The 14,962-nt window shown below is 60.7% G+C and carries 15 protein-coding genes and 1 tRNA gene; all 16 read left to right on the top strand.

Annotation, left to right across the window (positions count from 1 at the left end):
- Positions 1-21: 21 nt before the first annotated feature.
- The 16 genes from tpiA to F2P44_RS03495 all read left to right on the top strand — a co-directional run bounded on the left by tpiA (position 22) and on the right by F2P44_RS03495 (position 14,956).
- Complete coding sequence (gene tpiA / locus F2P44_RS03565) at positions 22-768, top strand: triose-phosphate isomerase (RefSeq protein WP_167085083.1); 747 nt, start codon at positions 22-24, stop codon at positions 766-768.
- 36 nt (positions 769-804) lie between these two features.
- Complete coding sequence (gene secG, locus F2P44_RS03560; RefSeq protein WP_167085081.1) at positions 805-1,275, top strand: preprotein translocase subunit SecG; 471 nt, start codon at positions 805-807, stop codon at positions 1,273-1,275.
- 170 nt (positions 1,276-1,445) lie between these two features.
- Positions 1,446-1,532: transfer RNA gene (locus F2P44_RS03555), tRNA-Leu, on the top strand.
- 171 nt (positions 1,533-1,703) lie between these two features.
- Entirely contained in the window at positions 1,704-2,063 is a 360-nt protein-coding gene (locus F2P44_RS34870; RefSeq protein WP_054263650.1) for an NADH-quinone oxidoreductase subunit A, read from the top strand.
- Between the two features lie 3 nt (positions 2,064-2,066).
- Positions 2,067-2,543, top strand: a complete 477-nt coding sequence (locus F2P44_RS34865; RefSeq protein WP_054263649.1) for a NuoB/complex I 20 kDa subunit family protein — start codon at positions 2,067-2,069, stop codon at positions 2,541-2,543.
- A gap of 15 nt (positions 2,544-2,558) precedes the next feature.
- Positions 2,559-3,173: an NADH-quinone oxidoreductase subunit C gene (locus F2P44_RS03545; protein ID WP_167085079.1), complete on the top strand. Its 615-nt coding sequence runs from the start codon at positions 2,559-2,561 to the stop codon at positions 3,171-3,173.
- Positions 3,166-4,419: an NADH-quinone oxidoreductase subunit D gene (locus tag F2P44_RS03540; RefSeq protein WP_167085077.1), complete on the top strand. Its 1,254-nt coding sequence runs from the start codon at positions 3,166-3,168 to the stop codon at positions 4,417-4,419. The genes F2P44_RS03545 and F2P44_RS03540 overlap by 8 nt, the downstream gene beginning before the upstream one ends.
- A 25-nt stretch (positions 4,420-4,444) precedes the next feature.
- Positions 4,445-4,924, top strand: coding sequence for an NADH-quinone oxidoreductase subunit NuoE (gene nuoE, locus F2P44_RS03535; protein ID WP_166886563.1), 480 nt, complete (start codon positions 4,445-4,447; stop codon positions 4,922-4,924).
- A complete protein-coding gene (gene nuoF, locus F2P44_RS03530; protein ID WP_167085075.1) occupies positions 4,921-6,216 on the top strand; it encodes an NADH-quinone oxidoreductase subunit NuoF in 1,296 nt (431 codons plus the stop codon). The genes nuoE and nuoF overlap by 4 nt, the downstream gene beginning before the upstream one ends.
- A 15-nt stretch (positions 6,217-6,231) precedes the next feature.
- Positions 6,232-8,571 (top strand): NADH-quinone oxidoreductase subunit NuoG, encoded by a 2,340-nt coding sequence (nuoG, locus tag F2P44_RS03525; protein WP_167085073.1) that lies wholly within the window; start codon positions 6,232-6,234, stop codon positions 8,569-8,571.
- A complete protein-coding gene (nuoH, locus tag F2P44_RS03520; protein ID WP_167085071.1) occupies positions 8,571-9,662 on the top strand; it encodes an NADH-quinone oxidoreductase subunit NuoH in 1,092 nt (363 codons plus the stop codon). Before nuoG ends, nuoH begins: the two co-directional genes overlap by 1 nt.
- A 10-nt stretch (positions 9,663-9,672) precedes the next feature.
- Positions 9,673-10,161 carry an NADH-quinone oxidoreductase subunit NuoI gene (gene nuoI / locus F2P44_RS03515; RefSeq protein ID WP_054263642.1) on the top strand — a complete coding sequence of 163 codons (489 nt, stop codon included), beginning with the start codon at positions 9,673-9,675 and terminating at the stop codon, positions 10,159-10,161.
- 54 nt (positions 10,162-10,215) lie between these two features.
- Complete coding sequence (locus F2P44_RS03510; RefSeq protein WP_167085069.1) at positions 10,216-10,911, top strand: NADH-quinone oxidoreductase subunit J; 696 nt, start codon at positions 10,216-10,218, stop codon at positions 10,909-10,911.
- Positions 10,908-11,216 carry an NADH-quinone oxidoreductase subunit NuoK gene (nuoK, locus tag F2P44_RS03505; protein ID WP_099876580.1) on the top strand — a complete coding sequence of 103 codons (309 nt, stop codon included), beginning with the start codon at positions 10,908-10,910 and terminating at the stop codon, positions 11,214-11,216. The genes F2P44_RS03510 and nuoK overlap by 4 nt, the downstream gene beginning before the upstream one ends.
- A 56-nt stretch (positions 11,217-11,272) precedes the next feature.
- Complete coding sequence (gene nuoL, locus F2P44_RS03500; protein WP_167085067.1) at positions 11,273-13,426, top strand: NADH-quinone oxidoreductase subunit L; 2,154 nt, start codon at positions 11,273-11,275, stop codon at positions 13,424-13,426.
- Positions 13,427-13,450: 24 nt separating this feature from the next.
- Positions 13,451-14,956, top strand: coding sequence for an NADH-quinone oxidoreductase subunit M (locus tag F2P44_RS03495; protein ID WP_167085065.1), 1,506 nt, complete (start codon positions 13,451-13,453; stop codon positions 14,954-14,956).
- Positions 14,957-14,962: the final 6 nt, after the last annotated feature.

Raw genomic sequence — 14,962 nt, 5'->3', positions numbered from 1 at the left:
GTTAATTAAATCTGGGCTACTATGCGTCGCAAACTCGTCGTAGGAAATTGGAAGATGAACGGCAACCGTGCCGCGAATGCCAGTCTGTTGGCGGGCATCGTCGCGGGCGCGGACGCATCCGGCGCCACCTGTGCCGTGTGCGCGCCGGCCCCTTATCTGACCCAGTGCCAGGATGCCTTGAGCGGCAGCCCGGTCGCCTGGGGCGCCCAGGATGTCTCGGCCCAGCCGGGCGGCGCCTTCACCGGCGAAGTCGCGGCGGCCATGCTGGCTGATTTTGCTTGCAAGTACGTCATCGTCGGCCACTCCGAACGGCGTGCCTACCATGGCGAAAGCAGCGAGCTGGTGGCGAAGAAAACCGTCGCTGTCCTCGACGCGGGCATGACCCCGATCGTGTGCGTCGGCGAAACGCTGGCCGAGCGCGAAGCCGGCCAGACCGTGGCCGTGGTATCGAGCCAGCTCGGCGCCGTGCTCGACCTGGTGGGCGAGCGCGTGGCGCAGATCGTCGTTGCCTACGAACCCGTGTGGGCGATCGGTACCGGCAAGACCGCCACCCCAGCCATGGCCCAGGAAGTCCATGCCCAGCTGCGCGCGCAGCTGATGGCCAAGAATGCAGTAGCGGCCGAGACAGTGCAGATTTTGTACGGCGGCAGCATGAAGCCCGATAACGCCCTGGAATTGATGGCTCAGCCAGATATCGACGGCGGCTTGATCGGCGGGGCAGCATTGAAGGCGGCAGATTTCCTTGCCATCCTTCATGCAGCCAATTGAAATATTATTGTTGTTAAACTTGGAATGGAATAAGCAATGAACACGTTGTTCAATCTGGTTGTAGTTGTACAGGTTATTTCCGCTCTGGCGATTATCGGTCTGGTCTTGCTGCAGCATGGCAAGGGCGCCGATATGGGAGCGGCGTTCGGTTCCGGCGCTTCCGGCAGCCTGTTCGGCGCCACCGGCTCGTCGAACTTCATGTCGAAGTCGACCGGCGTGGCCGCTGCGGTATTTTTCGGTGCCACCCTGGGCCTGGCGTTCTTTGCCACGAAAAACAAGGGCCAGGTCAGCGGCGGCGTCATGGATCGTGCCACCATCACGGCGCCAGCGCCAGTGACTGGTCCGGGCGCGATCCCGTCCACCGCACCGTCGCTGAACGCGCCGGCAGCTCCCGTGGCGGCACCGAATGCGCCAGTGACCGGTGGTGCGGTTCCTGCCGCCCGTGTCGCCCCTGCGGCGCCGGCAAGCACTGCGCCGGAAGTACCTGCGAATACCGTGCCAAAGTAATTGAGTTCTGGTAGAATACTGCCCGCGCACAGAGTATTGGTTAGCGCAGGCAGCATGATCGAATATTGATCAGTATCAAAAAGAAGTAAAGTTTTTCTGTTTTATCCTTGTTTTCGCGCAATTTTGCATTGAATACAGTGATGTAACAATGTTAGAATAGCGGACTCAATGCCGACGTGGTGAAATTGGTAGACACGCTATCTTGAGGGGGTAGTGGGCGAAAGCCTGTGCGAGTTCGAGTCTCGCCGTCGGCACCAAGAATATAAAAGCCAGCAAGGTTGCATAAGCGAATATGTTTATGCCTAAGCTGGCTTTTTTGCGAGGATCAGTCGTTCGGTCCTGGTGGCAAGGTTCAAGCCAGGTTCGTGCGGTAGGGCGCTGCGACATGCAGTGTTTCATTAACCGATCGTTCAATATAGGCTCATCAAGTGAACCTCGATAATTATTTCCCCGTCCTGATGTTCATCCTGGTCGGCATCGGTGTCGGTGTCGTCCCGCAGGTACTTGGATATCTGCTCTCTCCCCACAAGCCCGATTCCGCCAAACTGTCGCCTTACGAGTGCGGCTTTGAAGCGTTTGAAGACGCGCGCATGAAGTTCGACGTCCGCTACTATCTGGTGGCAATCCTGTTTATTTTGTTTGATCTGGAAACGGCATTCTTCTTCCCATGGGGTGTCTCCATGCGTGAGCTGGGCTGGTCCGGCTTCGTGACGATGATGGTGTTCATCGCCGAGTTTGTGGTCGGTTTTTGGTATATCTGGAAGAAAGGTGCCCTTGATTGGGAATAAGCCATGTCAATTGAAGGCGTATTAAACGAAGGTTTCATCACCACGACAGCAGACAAGCTGATCAACTGGGCGCGTACCGGGTCGATGTTCCCGATGACGTTCGGCCTGGCTTGCTGCGCCGTCGAAATGATGCACACGGGCGCGGCCCGCTACGACATGGACCGCTTCGGCGTCGTGTTCCGTCCCTCGCCGCGCCAGTCCGACGTGATGATCGTTGCCGGCACGCTGTGCAACAAGATGGCTCCCGCCCTGCGCAAGGTCTACGACCAGATGCCGGAACCGCGCTGGGTCATCTCGATGGGTTCCTGCGCCAACGGCGGCGGCTACTATCACTATTCGTACTCGGTGGTGCGTGGTTGCGACCGCATCGTGCCGGTCGATGTCTACGTGCCGGGCTGTCCGCCGACCGCTGAAGCGCTGCTGTACGGGATTCTGCAACTGCAGAACAAGATCAAGCGCACCAATACCATCGCACGTTAAGAAGCGGTTTCCACCATGACGACAAAACTCGAAGCCCTTGAACTCGCCCTGCGCACCGCACTGGGTGAGGGCGCCGCTATTACCGTGGCGCTGGGCGAAGTGACCGTAGTGGTCAAGGCCGCCGGCTATATTGCCGCGATGCAGACCCTGCGCGACCATCCCGCGCTCAAATTCGAACAACTGCTCGACCTGTGCGGCGTCGATTATTCCACCTACGGCGAAGGCAGCTGGGATGGCGCGCGTTTCGCCGCCGTCTCGCACCTGCTGTCGATCGAACACAACTGGCGCGTGCGCGTGCGCGTGTTCGCCGAAGACGACGATACGCCGGTGCTGCCATCGGTGGTTGAACTGTGGCGTTCCGTCAACTGGTACGAGCGCGAAGCGTTCGACCTGTACGGCATCCTGTTCGAAGGCCACAACGACCTGCGCCGCATCCTGACCGACTACGGCTTCATCGGCCATCCGTTCCGCAAGGACTTCCCGATGTCCGGTTACGTCGAAATGCGTTACGACCCCGAACAGAAGCGCGTGATCTACCAAGCCGTGACGATCGAGCCGCGTGAAATCATTCCGCGCGTGATCCGCGAAGAAACCTACGGGATGAATCCTGGGAGCAAAAACCTTGGCTGAAATTAAGAACTACACCCTCAACTTCGGTCCGCAGCACCCGGCCGCGCACGGCGTGCTGCGCCTAGTGCTCGAGCTCGACGGCGAAGTGATCCAGCGCGCCGATCCCCACATCGGCCTGTTGCACCGCGCCACCGAAAAGCTGGCCGAAACCCGCACTTACCTGCAATCGGTGCCGTACATGGACCGTCTCGACTATGTGTCGATGATGAGCAATGAGCACGGCTATGTGATGGCGATCGAGAAGCTGCTCGGCATCGAGGTGCCGGTGCGCGCCCAGTATATCCGCGTCATGTTCGACGAAATCACGCGCCTGCTGAACCACCTGATGTGGCTCGGCACGCACGCGCTCGACGTCGGCGCCATGGGTCCGTTCCTGTACGCCTTCCGCGACCGCGAAGACTTGTTCGACTGCTACGAAGCGGTGTCCGGCGCGCGCATGCACGCGGCCTACTACCGTCCGGGTGGCGTGTACCGCGACCTGCCGGATGCGATGCCGAAGCACAAAGCCTCGATCATCCGCAGCGCCAAGGCCATCGACGAGCTGAACGAACACCGCCAGGGCTCGCTGCTCGACTTCCTCGACGATTTCTGCAAGCGTTTCGTCACCTACGTCGACGAATACGAAACCCTGCTGACCGACAACCGTATCTGGAAACAGCGTACCGTCGGCATCGGCGTGGTGTCGCCTGAAGCGGCAAAAGCCATGGGCTTTACCGGCGCCATGCTGCGCGGTTCGGGCGTGGAATGGGATCTGCGCAAGAAGCAGCCGTACGCCGTGTACGACAAGATGGACTTCGACGTCCCGGTCGGCACCAATGGCGATTGCTACGACCGTTACCTGGTGCGCGTGGAAGAGATGCGCCAGTCGAACCGCATCATCCAGCAGGCGTCGCGCTGGCTGCGCGCCAATCCGGGCCCGGTCATGACCGACAACCACAAGGTCGCGCCGCCAAAGCGCACCGAGATGAAGTCGAACATGGAATCGCTGATTCACCACTTCAAGCTGTTTACCGAAGGCTTCCACGTGCCGCCGGGCGAGGCGTATGCCGCGGTCGAGCATCCGAAGGGCGAGTTCGGCATCTACATCGTGTCGGACGGCGCCAACAAGCCGTACCGCCTGAAGATCCGTACCCCCGACTATGCGCACTTGCAAAGCCTGGATGAAATGGCGCGCGGCCACATGCTGGCCGACGCCGTCACCATCATCGGCACCCAGGACATCGTATTCGGCAGTATCGACCGCTAAGCTGTCGACCAATTGAGGCACAACCATGTTGTTATCAGAGCAGTCATACAAAAAAATCGACCGTGAAGTCGCCAAGTACCCGCCCGACCATAAAGAGTCCGCGGTCATGGCGGCGCTCGCCATTGCGCAGGATGAAAAAGGCTGGCTCCCGCCGGAAGTGATGCAGGACGTGGCCGATTACCTCGGCATGCCCGCCATTGCCGTGCAGGAAGTGGCAACGTTCTACAATATGTATAACGTCAAGCCGGTCGGCAAGTACAAGATCTCCGTGTGCACCAACCTGCCGTGCGCCCTGTCGGGCGGCGAGCACGCCGGTCACTACCTGCAAGAAAAACTCGGCATCGGCTACCGCGCCACCTCGGCCGACGGCCAGTTCACGCTGGTCGAAGGCGAGTGCATGGGCGCTTGCGCCGATGCGCCGGTGATGCTGGTCAATAACAAGCGCATGTGCAGCCTGATGTCGGATAGCAAAATCGACGCATTGGTCGAGGAACTCAAGAAATGACATCGCTCCACTCACGTCACATCGACCCGGTCATCCTGGCCGGCCTCGACGGCCAGAACTGGCATTTGCAGGATTACGTGAACCGCGGCGGCTACTCCGCGCTGCGCCGCATCCTGGAAGAAAAAATCACGCCGGAAGCGATCATCGCCGAACTGAAAGCCGGTTCCCTGCGCGGCCGTGGCGGCGCCGGTTTCCCCACGGGTTTGAAGTGGAGCTTCATGCCACGCCAGTTCCCGGGCCAGAAATACCTCGTCTGCAACACCGACGAAGGCGAGCCGGGCACGTTCAAGGACCGCGACATCATCCGCTACAATCCGCACGCGCTGATCGAAGGCATGGCCATCGGCGCCTACGCGATGGGCATCACGGTCGGCTACAACTACATCCACGGCGAAATCTGGGCCGAATACGCGCGCTTTGAAGACGCACTGGACGAGGCGCGTGCCGCCGGCTTCCTGGGCGACAAGATCATGGGCAGCGAGTTCAACTTCCAGCTGCACGCCGCGCACGGCTACGGCGCCTACATCTGCGGCGAAGAAACCGCGCTGCTCGAATCGCTCGAAGGCAAGAAGGGCCAGCCGCGCTTCAAGCCGCCGTTCCCGGCCTCGTTCGGCCTGTACGGCAAGCCGACCACGATCAACAACACCGAAACCTTTGCTGCGGTACCGTTCCTGTTGAACATGGGTGGCGAGAAGTACGCCGCCATCGGCAAGCCGAACAATGGCGGCAGCAAGATTTTCTCGATCTCGGGCGACGTCAACCTGCCGGGCAATTACGAAGTGCCGCTCGGCACGCCGTTCGCCAAGCTGCTGGAACTGGCTGGCGGCATGCGCGGCGACAAAAAGATCAAGGCGGTCATTCCCGGCGGTTCGTCCGCCCCGGTGATCCGCGGCGACGTCATGATGAACACCGATCTCGACTACGATTCGATCGCCAAGGCCGGCTCGATGCTCGGTTCGGGCGCCGTGATCGTCATGGACGAGACGCGCTGCATGGTCAAGTCGCTGCTGCGCCTGTCGTATTTCTATTATGAAGAGTCTTGCGGCCAGTGCACGCCGTGCCGCGAAGGCACGGGCTGGATGTACCGCATGGTCCACCGCATCGAGCACGGCCAGGGCCGTCCCGACGACCTGGACATGCTCAACTCGATCGCCGACAACATCCAGGGCCGCACCATTTGCGCCCTCGGTGATGCGGCGGCGATGCCGGTACGCGCTTTCGTGAAGAACTTCCGCGAAGAATTTGAATATCACATCGAGCACAAGCACTGTCTGGTGCCCGCTTATATCTAAGGCCAGAGAACTCTCATGGTTGAAATTGAAATTGACGGTAAGAAGGTAGAAGTCCCACCGGGTAGCATGGTGATGGACGCAGCCAACAAGCTGGGCACCTACATTCCGCACTTCTGCTATCACAAGAAATTGTCGATCGCAGCGAACTGCCGCATGTGCCTGGTTGAAGTCGAGAAGGCACCGAAGCCTTTGCCGGCTTGCGCCACGCCGGTATCGGCGGGCATGATCGTGCGCTCGAACAGCGAGAAGGCGGTACAGGCACAGAAATCCGTGATGGAATTCTTGCTGATCAACCACCCGCTCGACTGCCCGATCTGCGACCAGGGCGGCGAATGCCAGTTGCAAGACCTGGCGGTCGGCTACGGCAAATCGAACTCGCGCTACGAAGAAGAAAAACGCGTGGTGCCGCCGAAAGATGCCGGCCCGCTGATCTCGATGCAGGAAATGACCCGTTGCATCCACTGCACCCGCTGCGTGCGTTTCGGCCAGGAAGTGGCCGGCGTGATGGAACTGGGCATGCTGGGCCGTGGCGAACACGCCGAAATCACTTCCTTCGTCGGCAAGACCGTCGATTCTGAAGTGTCGGGCAATATGATCGACCTGTGCCCGGTCGGCGCACTGACCTCGAAGCCGTTCCGCTACAGCGCCCGTACCTGGGAACTGTCGCGCCGCAAATCGGTCAGCCCGCACGATTCGCTCGGCACCAACCTGATCGTCCAGGTCAAGGGCGGCAAAGTCATGCGCGTCCTGCCGCTGGAAAACGATGCGATCAACGAATGCTGGATTTCGGACAAAGACCGTTTCTCGTACGAAGCGCTGGATAACCAGTCGCGTCTGACCAAACCGATGATCAAGCAGGGCGGCCAGTGGGCCGAGACCGACTGGCAGACCGCGCTCGAATACGTGGCACATGGCTTGCGCAATATCAAGCATGAGCATGGCGCCGACAGCATTGCCGCCGTCGCCACCGCGCATTCGACCGTCGAAGAACTGCACCTGCTTGCCAAAGCCATGCGTGGCATCGGTTCCGAGAACATCGACTTCCGCCTGCGCCAGAGCGACTTCGCGCTGGACGGCCAGGTCACCCCATGGCTGGGCATGCCGATCGCCGAGTTGTCGCTGGTTAAGCGCGCGCTCGTCATCGGCTCGTTCATCCGCAAGGATCACCCGCTGGTCGCCACGCGCCTGCGCGCTGCGGTCAAGGGCGGCGCCAAGCTGTCGCTGGTGCACGCCTCGGATGACGAGCTCTTGATCCCGACCGCCAACAAGATCATTGCCGCGCCGTCCGACTGGCTGGCTGCCTTATCAAGCATCGTGGCCGCTGTCGCCGCCGCCAAGGGCGTGGCCGCACCGGCCGGTTTCGAGGGGATTGAAGCGACCGACGCCGCCAGGGCCATCGCCGCCAGCCTGAACACCGGCGACGAGAACCTGCCGGGCGTGGTCTTGCTGGGCAACGCCGCCGCGCACCATCCGCAAGCGTCCGCGCTGCATGCGGCTGCGCAGTGGATCGCTGAACAGACCGGTGCCAAATTCGGCTACCTGACGGAAGCGGCAAACACGGTTGGTGGCTACCTGGTCGGCGCGACCGCCAAGAACGCCGCAGCGGCCTTCTCGGTACCGAAAAAAGCCTACGTGCTGCTCAACGCCGAGCCTGAGCTCGATGCTGCCGATCCGCAGCAAGCCCGCGCCGCGCTCGACGCCGCCGACATGGTCGTCGTCATGTCGGCCTTCCAGCATGGTTTCGAGTACGCCGACGTGCTGCTGCCGATTTCGCCATTCAGCGAAACCTCGGGCACCTTCGTGAACTGCGAAGGCCGCGCGCAAAGCTTCAACGGCACCGTCAAGCCGCTCGGCGATACCCGTCCGGCATGGAAAGTGCTGCGCGTGATGGGCAACCTGCTGGGCCTGACCGGTTTCGAATACGACACCTCCGAAGCGATCCGCGACGAGCTGTTCGGCAAAGGCGTGACCGACCTGTCGGCCAAGCTGAACAACACCGGCAAGGCCGCCCTGAAGTCGGCTTCGTTCGGCACCAGCGGCGCCCTGGAGCGCGTCACCGACGTGCCGATCTACTTCGCCGACGCCATCGCGCGCCGTTCCGAGCCGCTGCTGCGCACCGCCGACGCCAACGCGCCGCTGGTCACCTTGCCGTCCGCCCTGGCCGACAGCTTGAAAGTGCAGGCTGGTGGCAAAGTCAAGGTGTCGCAAGGTACCGGTTCGGCCATCCTGGTGGCCGGCATCGATGCGCGCCTGCCGGCGAACACCGTGCGTGTCGCCTCGGCGCACCCGCTGACCGCCACGCTGGGCGCGATGTTCGGTGCTATCACAGTTGAAAAAGCAGGGGAGGGGGTCTGATGGCTCTGCCTGAAATGATTGATGGCGTCAACGCCTGGGGCGCGACCAATATCGGCTATATCTGGCCAGTGGTCTGGACCATGATCAAGATCCTGTGCGTCTTGCTGCCGCTGATGGGCCTGGTTGCCTACGCGACCCTGTGGGAACGCAAGCTGATCGGCTGGATCCAGATCCGCGTCGGTCCCAACCGCGTCGGCCCGATGGGTCTGCTGCAGCCGATCGCCGATGCGCTCAAACTGCTCTTCAAAGAGATCGTGGTGCCGGCCAAGGCATCGGGCGGCCTGTTCGTGCTCGGTCCGATCATGACCATCATGCCGGCGCTGGCCGCCTGGGTGGTGGTGCCCTTCGGTCCTGGCGTGGCTTTGGCCGACGTCAATGCCGGCCTGCTGCTGCTGATGGCGATCACCTCGATCGAGGTGTACGGCATCATCATTGCCGGCTGGGCGTCGAACTCGAAATACTCGTTCATGGGCGCGATGCGCGCCTCGGCCCAGATGATTTCCTACGAAATTCCGATCGGCTTCGTGCTGGTCGTGATCCTGATGGTATCGGGCAGCCTGAATTTCTCCGACATCGTCAGCGGCCAGAACCTCGGCTGGGGCGTGTCGCACGGCCTGAACATCCTGTCGTGGAACGTGTGGCCGCTGCTGCCGCTGTTCGTGGTCTACCTGACCTCGGGTCTGGCCGAATGCAACCGTTCTCCGTTCGACGTGGTCGAAGGCGAGTCGGAAATCGTGGCCGGCCACATGGTCGAATACTCGGGCATGTCCTACGCCATGTTCATGCTGGCCGAATACGCCAACATGATTCTGATCGGCACCCTGGCATCGATCATGTTCCTGGGTGGCTGGCACGCGCCGTTCGCCTTCATGGAAGTGGGCGGCGTACTGGGCGGCTTCCTCGGCTTCTTCTGGCTGTTCGCCAAGGCCTTCGTGATCGTCTCGCTGTTCATCTGGGTTCGCGGCACCTTCCCGCGCTATCGCTATGACCAGATCATGCGCCTCGGCTGGAAGATTTTCATTCCGGTGACGCTGGTATGGCTGGTCCTGGTCGCAGGCTGGATGCAGACATCCTGGAACATTTGGAAGTAAGGAATACAAAATGGAACGAGTGAAAGACTTTTTCAGCAGCATGCTGCTGACCGAACTGATCAAGGGATTGGCGCTGACCGGACGCTATGCGTTCTCGCGCAAGATCACCGTGCAGTATCCGGAAGAGAAAACCCCGATGTCGCCGCGTTTCCGTGGCCTGCATGCGCTGCGCCGCTACCCCAACGGGGAAGAGCGCTGCATCGCCTGCAAGCTGTGCGAAGCGGTGTGCCCGGCCATGGCGATCACGATCGAATCGGAACAGCGCGACGACGGTTCGCGCCGCACGACGCGTTACGATATCGACCTGACCAAGTGCATTTTCTGCGGCTTCTGCGAAGAATCCTGCCCGGTTGACTCGATCGTCGAGACGCACGTGCTGGAATACCACGGCGAAAAACGCGGCGATCTGTACTATACGAAAGAGATGTTGCTCGCTGTCGGTGACCGCTACGAGGATGACATTGCCGCCGCGCGCGCGGCCGATGCTCCTTACCGCTAGTCGTTAGCCAACGATGTATTTAGCAAATTCAATTGCAAGAACTCTGGGTTAGTTATGGAATTTAAAACTGTGTTGTTCTACGTGTTCTCGGCGATTATGATCCTCGCCGCGACCCGCGTTATCACTGCCCGCAATCCGGTCCACGCGGCACTGTTCCTGGTGCTGGCGTTCTTCAATGCGGCCGGCATCTGGATGCTGCTCAAGGCCGAGTTCCTGGCCATCGTGCTGGTGCTCGTGTATGTCGGCGCGGTGATGGTGCTGTTCCTGTTCGTGGTCATGATGCTCGATATTAATATGGACCGCATGCGGGAGGGCTTCTGGTCCTACCTGCCGCTGGCCACCGGCATCGGCGCGCTCATCGTGCTGGAAATGGCGGCGGTGCTGTGGCGCGGTTTCATGAAGTTCGAGCAGGAGGCCGAAACGGTCGGCGCGAACATCGGCGGCACCAAGGAATTGGGCTTGCTGATCTACACCAAGTACATCCTCGGCTTCGAGATCGCCGCGGCGATCCTGCTGGTGGCCATCGTTGCCGCCGTGGCGCTGACCTTGCGCCGCCGCAAGGATACCAAGGCCTTCAATCCGGGCGATGCCGTGCGCGTCAAGCGTAACGACCGCCTGCGCATCGTGAAGATGGCCACGGTCGACCAGCCCGCCATCGACGCGGCATCGAAAGCGGCCGCGCTGGCCGCCGCCGAAGCCCAGGCCGCCACGGCGCCTGACGCCGCTGCCGCCCCCAAGGAGACAAAATGACCTTATCGCTCGCACACTACCTGGTCCTGGGCGCGATCCTGTTCGCGATCTCGATCGTCGGGATCTTCCTGAACCGCAAAAACGTCATCGTCCTGCTGATGGCGATTGAATTGATGCTGCTGGCCGTGAATTTGAACTTCATCGCGTTTTCCCACTACCTGGGCGACGCGGCGGGGCAAATCTTCGTCTTCTTCATCCTGACCGTGGCCGCCGCCGAATCGGCAATCGGCCTCGCGATCCTGGTGGTCATGTTCCGTAACCTGGACACGATCAATGTGGAAGACCTCGATACCCTCAAAGGCTAATCCGGTCCGTTTGGCGCTTACATTCATACTCGAATACATAACGATTAAGGTTCAACATGGCGGGGCAACTTCTTAACCCTAACGTCCTTCTTGCCGTACCACTGGCGCCGCTGGCTGGTGCGGTGATTGCGGGCTTGTTCGGAACAAAATTCTTCGGTAACCTGGTCGGCCGTAAAACGTCGCATACCGTCACGATTTTGGGCGTGCTGATCGCGCTGGTCCTGTCGGTGCAGACCTTGATGGCCGTGCTCGACGGCGCCAGCTTCAACGGCACCATCTATAACTGGATGACCGTCGGCACCCTGAAAATGGAAGTCGGCTTCCAGATCGATGCGCTCTCGGCGATGATGATGTGCGTGGTCACCTTCGTGTCGCTGATGGTGCACATCTACACCATTGGCTACATGGCCGAAGATGAAGGCTACAACCGCTTCTTCGCCTACATTTCGCTGTTTACGTTCTCGATGCTGATGCTGGTCATGGCCAACAACTTCCTGCAGCTGTTCTTCGGCTGGGAAGCGGTGGGCCTGGTCTCCTATCTGTTGATCGGTTTCTGGTACACCCGTCCGACCGCGATCTTTGCGAACATGAAAGCGTTCCTGGTCAACCGCGTCGGCGATTTCGGCTTCATCCTGGGTATTGGACTGCTGCTGGCGTACGCAGGTTCCATGAATTACACCGAAGTCTTCGCCAAAAAAGAAGCGCTGGCCCTGATGACCTTGCCGGGTTCGGACTGGATGCTGCTCACGGTTGCCTGCATCTGCCTGTTCATCGGCGCGATGGGCAAATCGGCCCAGTTCCCGCTGCACGTCTGGCTGCCCGATTCGATGGAAGGCCCGACCCCGATTTCGGCACTGATCCACGCCGCGACCATGGTTACCGCCGGCATCTTCATGGTGGCGCGCATGTCGCCGCTGTTCGAACTGTCCGACACCGCGCTGTCCTTCGTGCTGGTGATCGGTTCGATCACGGCGCTGTTCATGGGCTTTTTGGGCATCATCCAGAACGACATCAAGCGCGTGGTCGCTTACTCGACCCTGTCGCAGCTCGGCTACATGACCGTCGCACTCGGTTCGTCGGCCTACTCGGTCGCCGTGTTCCACCTGATGACCCACGCATTCTTCAAAGCGCTGCTGTTCCTCGGCGCCGGCTCGGTCATCATCGGCATGCACCACGACCAGGACATCCGCAACATGGGCGGCCTGCGCAAGTACATGCCGATCACCTGGATCACCGCATTGCTCGGCTCCCTGGCGCTGATCGGTACCCCGTTCTTCTCCGGTTTCTACTCGAAGGACAGCATCATCGAAGCGGTGCACGCGACCCACATCTGGGGCGCTGGCTTTGCCAACTTCGCAGTGCTGGCCGGCGTGTTCGTCACGGCGTTCTACTCCTTCCGCATGTACTTCCTGGTGTTCCACGGCGAAGAGCGTTTCGGCAAGGCGCATGCGCATGACCATCATGCGCACGATACGAAGCACGATGCGAAGCAAGCCAAGAAGAACGCCAAGAAGAACGCTGCGAAGCACGACGCCAAGCACGCCGATGCGCACGCGCACGACGCCGACGCGCACCATGAAGAGGCGGCGCACGACGACCACGCGCATCACGGCCTGGCCCCGGGCCAGAAGCCGCACGAGTCGCCGCTGGTGGTGACCCTGCCGCTGATCCTGCTGGCCATTCCATCGGTGATCATCGGTTTCCTGACCATCGAGCCTATGCTGTTCGGTAAATTCTTCGACGGTGTGATCACCGTCGGCGACAGCCACGGCGCCATGAAGGCACTGGCCAAAGGCTTCCATGGCCCGGTCGGCATGGTCATCCACGGCCTGCAGACCGCGCCGTTCTGGCTGGCCCTGGGCGGCGTGGGCGCGGCGTACTACTGCTACATGGTCAATCCGCGTGTACCGGCTTGGTTCTATGCCAAGTTCACGGCCATTCATACGCTGCTGGACAACAAGTACTACATGGACAAGTTCAACGACGTGGTGTTCGCCGGTGGCGCGCGCCTGCTTGGCAACGGCCTCTGGAATATCGGCGACAAGGGCCTGATCGATGGCCTGGTCGTCAACGGAAGCGCGAAAGTGGTTGGCTGGTTCTCGTCCATCGTCCGTCTCGGACAGACCGGCTATATCTACCATTACGCGTTCGTGATGATCATCGGCGTGCTTGGCGCACTGATGTACTTCCTCCCGTTCTGGCACGCTTAATCAGACACGCAAAGACAACAAAACATGATGCAGTCTACGATTTCTAACTTCCCTCCGTATCTGAGCCTGGCGATCTGGCTCCCGATCGTCCTTGGCGCGGCCATTCTTGCGATAGGCCGCGACGACAAGCCGGGACTGACGCGCTGGATGGCGCTGATCGCCTCCATCGCCAGCTTCCTGGTGACGCTGCCGCTGATCCAGCACTTCGATAACGCCGCGCACGGCATGCAGTTCGTCGAAAGCACGCCGTGGATCGGCCGCTTCAACATCATGTACTCGCTGGCGATCGACGGCCTGTCGCTGTGGTTCGTGCCGCTGACGGCCTTCATCACCGTGATCGTCGTGATCTCGGCCTGGGAAGTGATCGAAAAGCGCGTGGCCCAGTACATGGGTTCCTTCCTGATCCTGTCGGGCCTCATGATCGGCGTGTTCTGCGCCATGGACGGCTTGCTGTTCTACTTCTTCTTCGAAGCGACCCTGATCCCGATGTTCATCATCATCGGCGTGTTCGGTGGCGAGAATCGCGTGTACGCGTCGTTCAAGTTCTTCCTGTACACCTTCCTCGGTTCGCTGCTGACGCTGGTCGCGATCATCTACCTGTACAACGCGTCGGGCGGCAGCTTCGACATCCTGACGTGGCACAAACTGCCGCTGACGATGAAAGAGCAGATCTTCATCTTCCTGGCCTTCCTGATGGCGTTTGCCGTCAAGGTGCCGATGTTCCCGGTCCACACCTGGCTGCCGGACGTCCACGTCGAAGCGCCAACGGGCGGTTCGGCCGTGCTGGCCGCGATCATGCTGAAACTGGGCGCCTACGGCTTCCTGCGTTTTTCGCTGCCGATTACCCCTGACGCATCGCACTACATGGGTGGCTTCATCATCACCCTGTCGCTGATCGCCGTGATCTACATCGGCCTGGTGGCGCTGGTGCAGAAGGACATGAAAAAACTGGTCGCCTATTCGTCGATCGCGCACATGGGTTTCGTGACCCTGGGCTTTTTCATGTTCAACCAGATGTCGGTCTCGGGCGGCATCGTGCAAATGATCTCGCACGGCTTCATCTCGGGCGCCATGTTCCTGTGTATCGGCGTTCTGTACGACCGCATGCACTCGCGCCAGATCGCCGACTACGGAGGGGTGGTCAACCGCATGCCCAAGTTCGCCGCCTTTATCGTGCTGTTCTCGATGGCGAACTGCGGCCTGCCGGCGACCTCCGGTTTCGTGGGCGAGTTCATGGTCATCCTGGGCGCCGTCGAATTCAATTTCTGGATCGGCATGCTGGCGGCGACCGCCCTGATCTTCGGCGCGGCTTACTCGCTGTGGATGGTCAAGCGCGTTGTCTTCGGCGCTGTCGCCAACAAGCACGTCGCCGAACTGACGGACCTGAACACGCGCGAATTCGTCATGCTCGGCATCCTGGCCATCGCCGTGATCGCCATGGGCCTGTACCCGGCGCCGTTCACCGACACGATGCAAACCTCGGTCGCGGACCTGCTCCAGCATGTCTCCGTGTCGAAACTGCCGCAATAAAGAAGA

The organism is Massilia frigida, from assembly GCF_011682175.1.
Lineage (GTDB): Bacteria > Pseudomonadota > Gammaproteobacteria > Burkholderiales > Burkholderiaceae_D > Telluria_A > Telluria_A frigida.
This window is presented reverse-complemented; position numbering and strand designations above follow the sequence as displayed.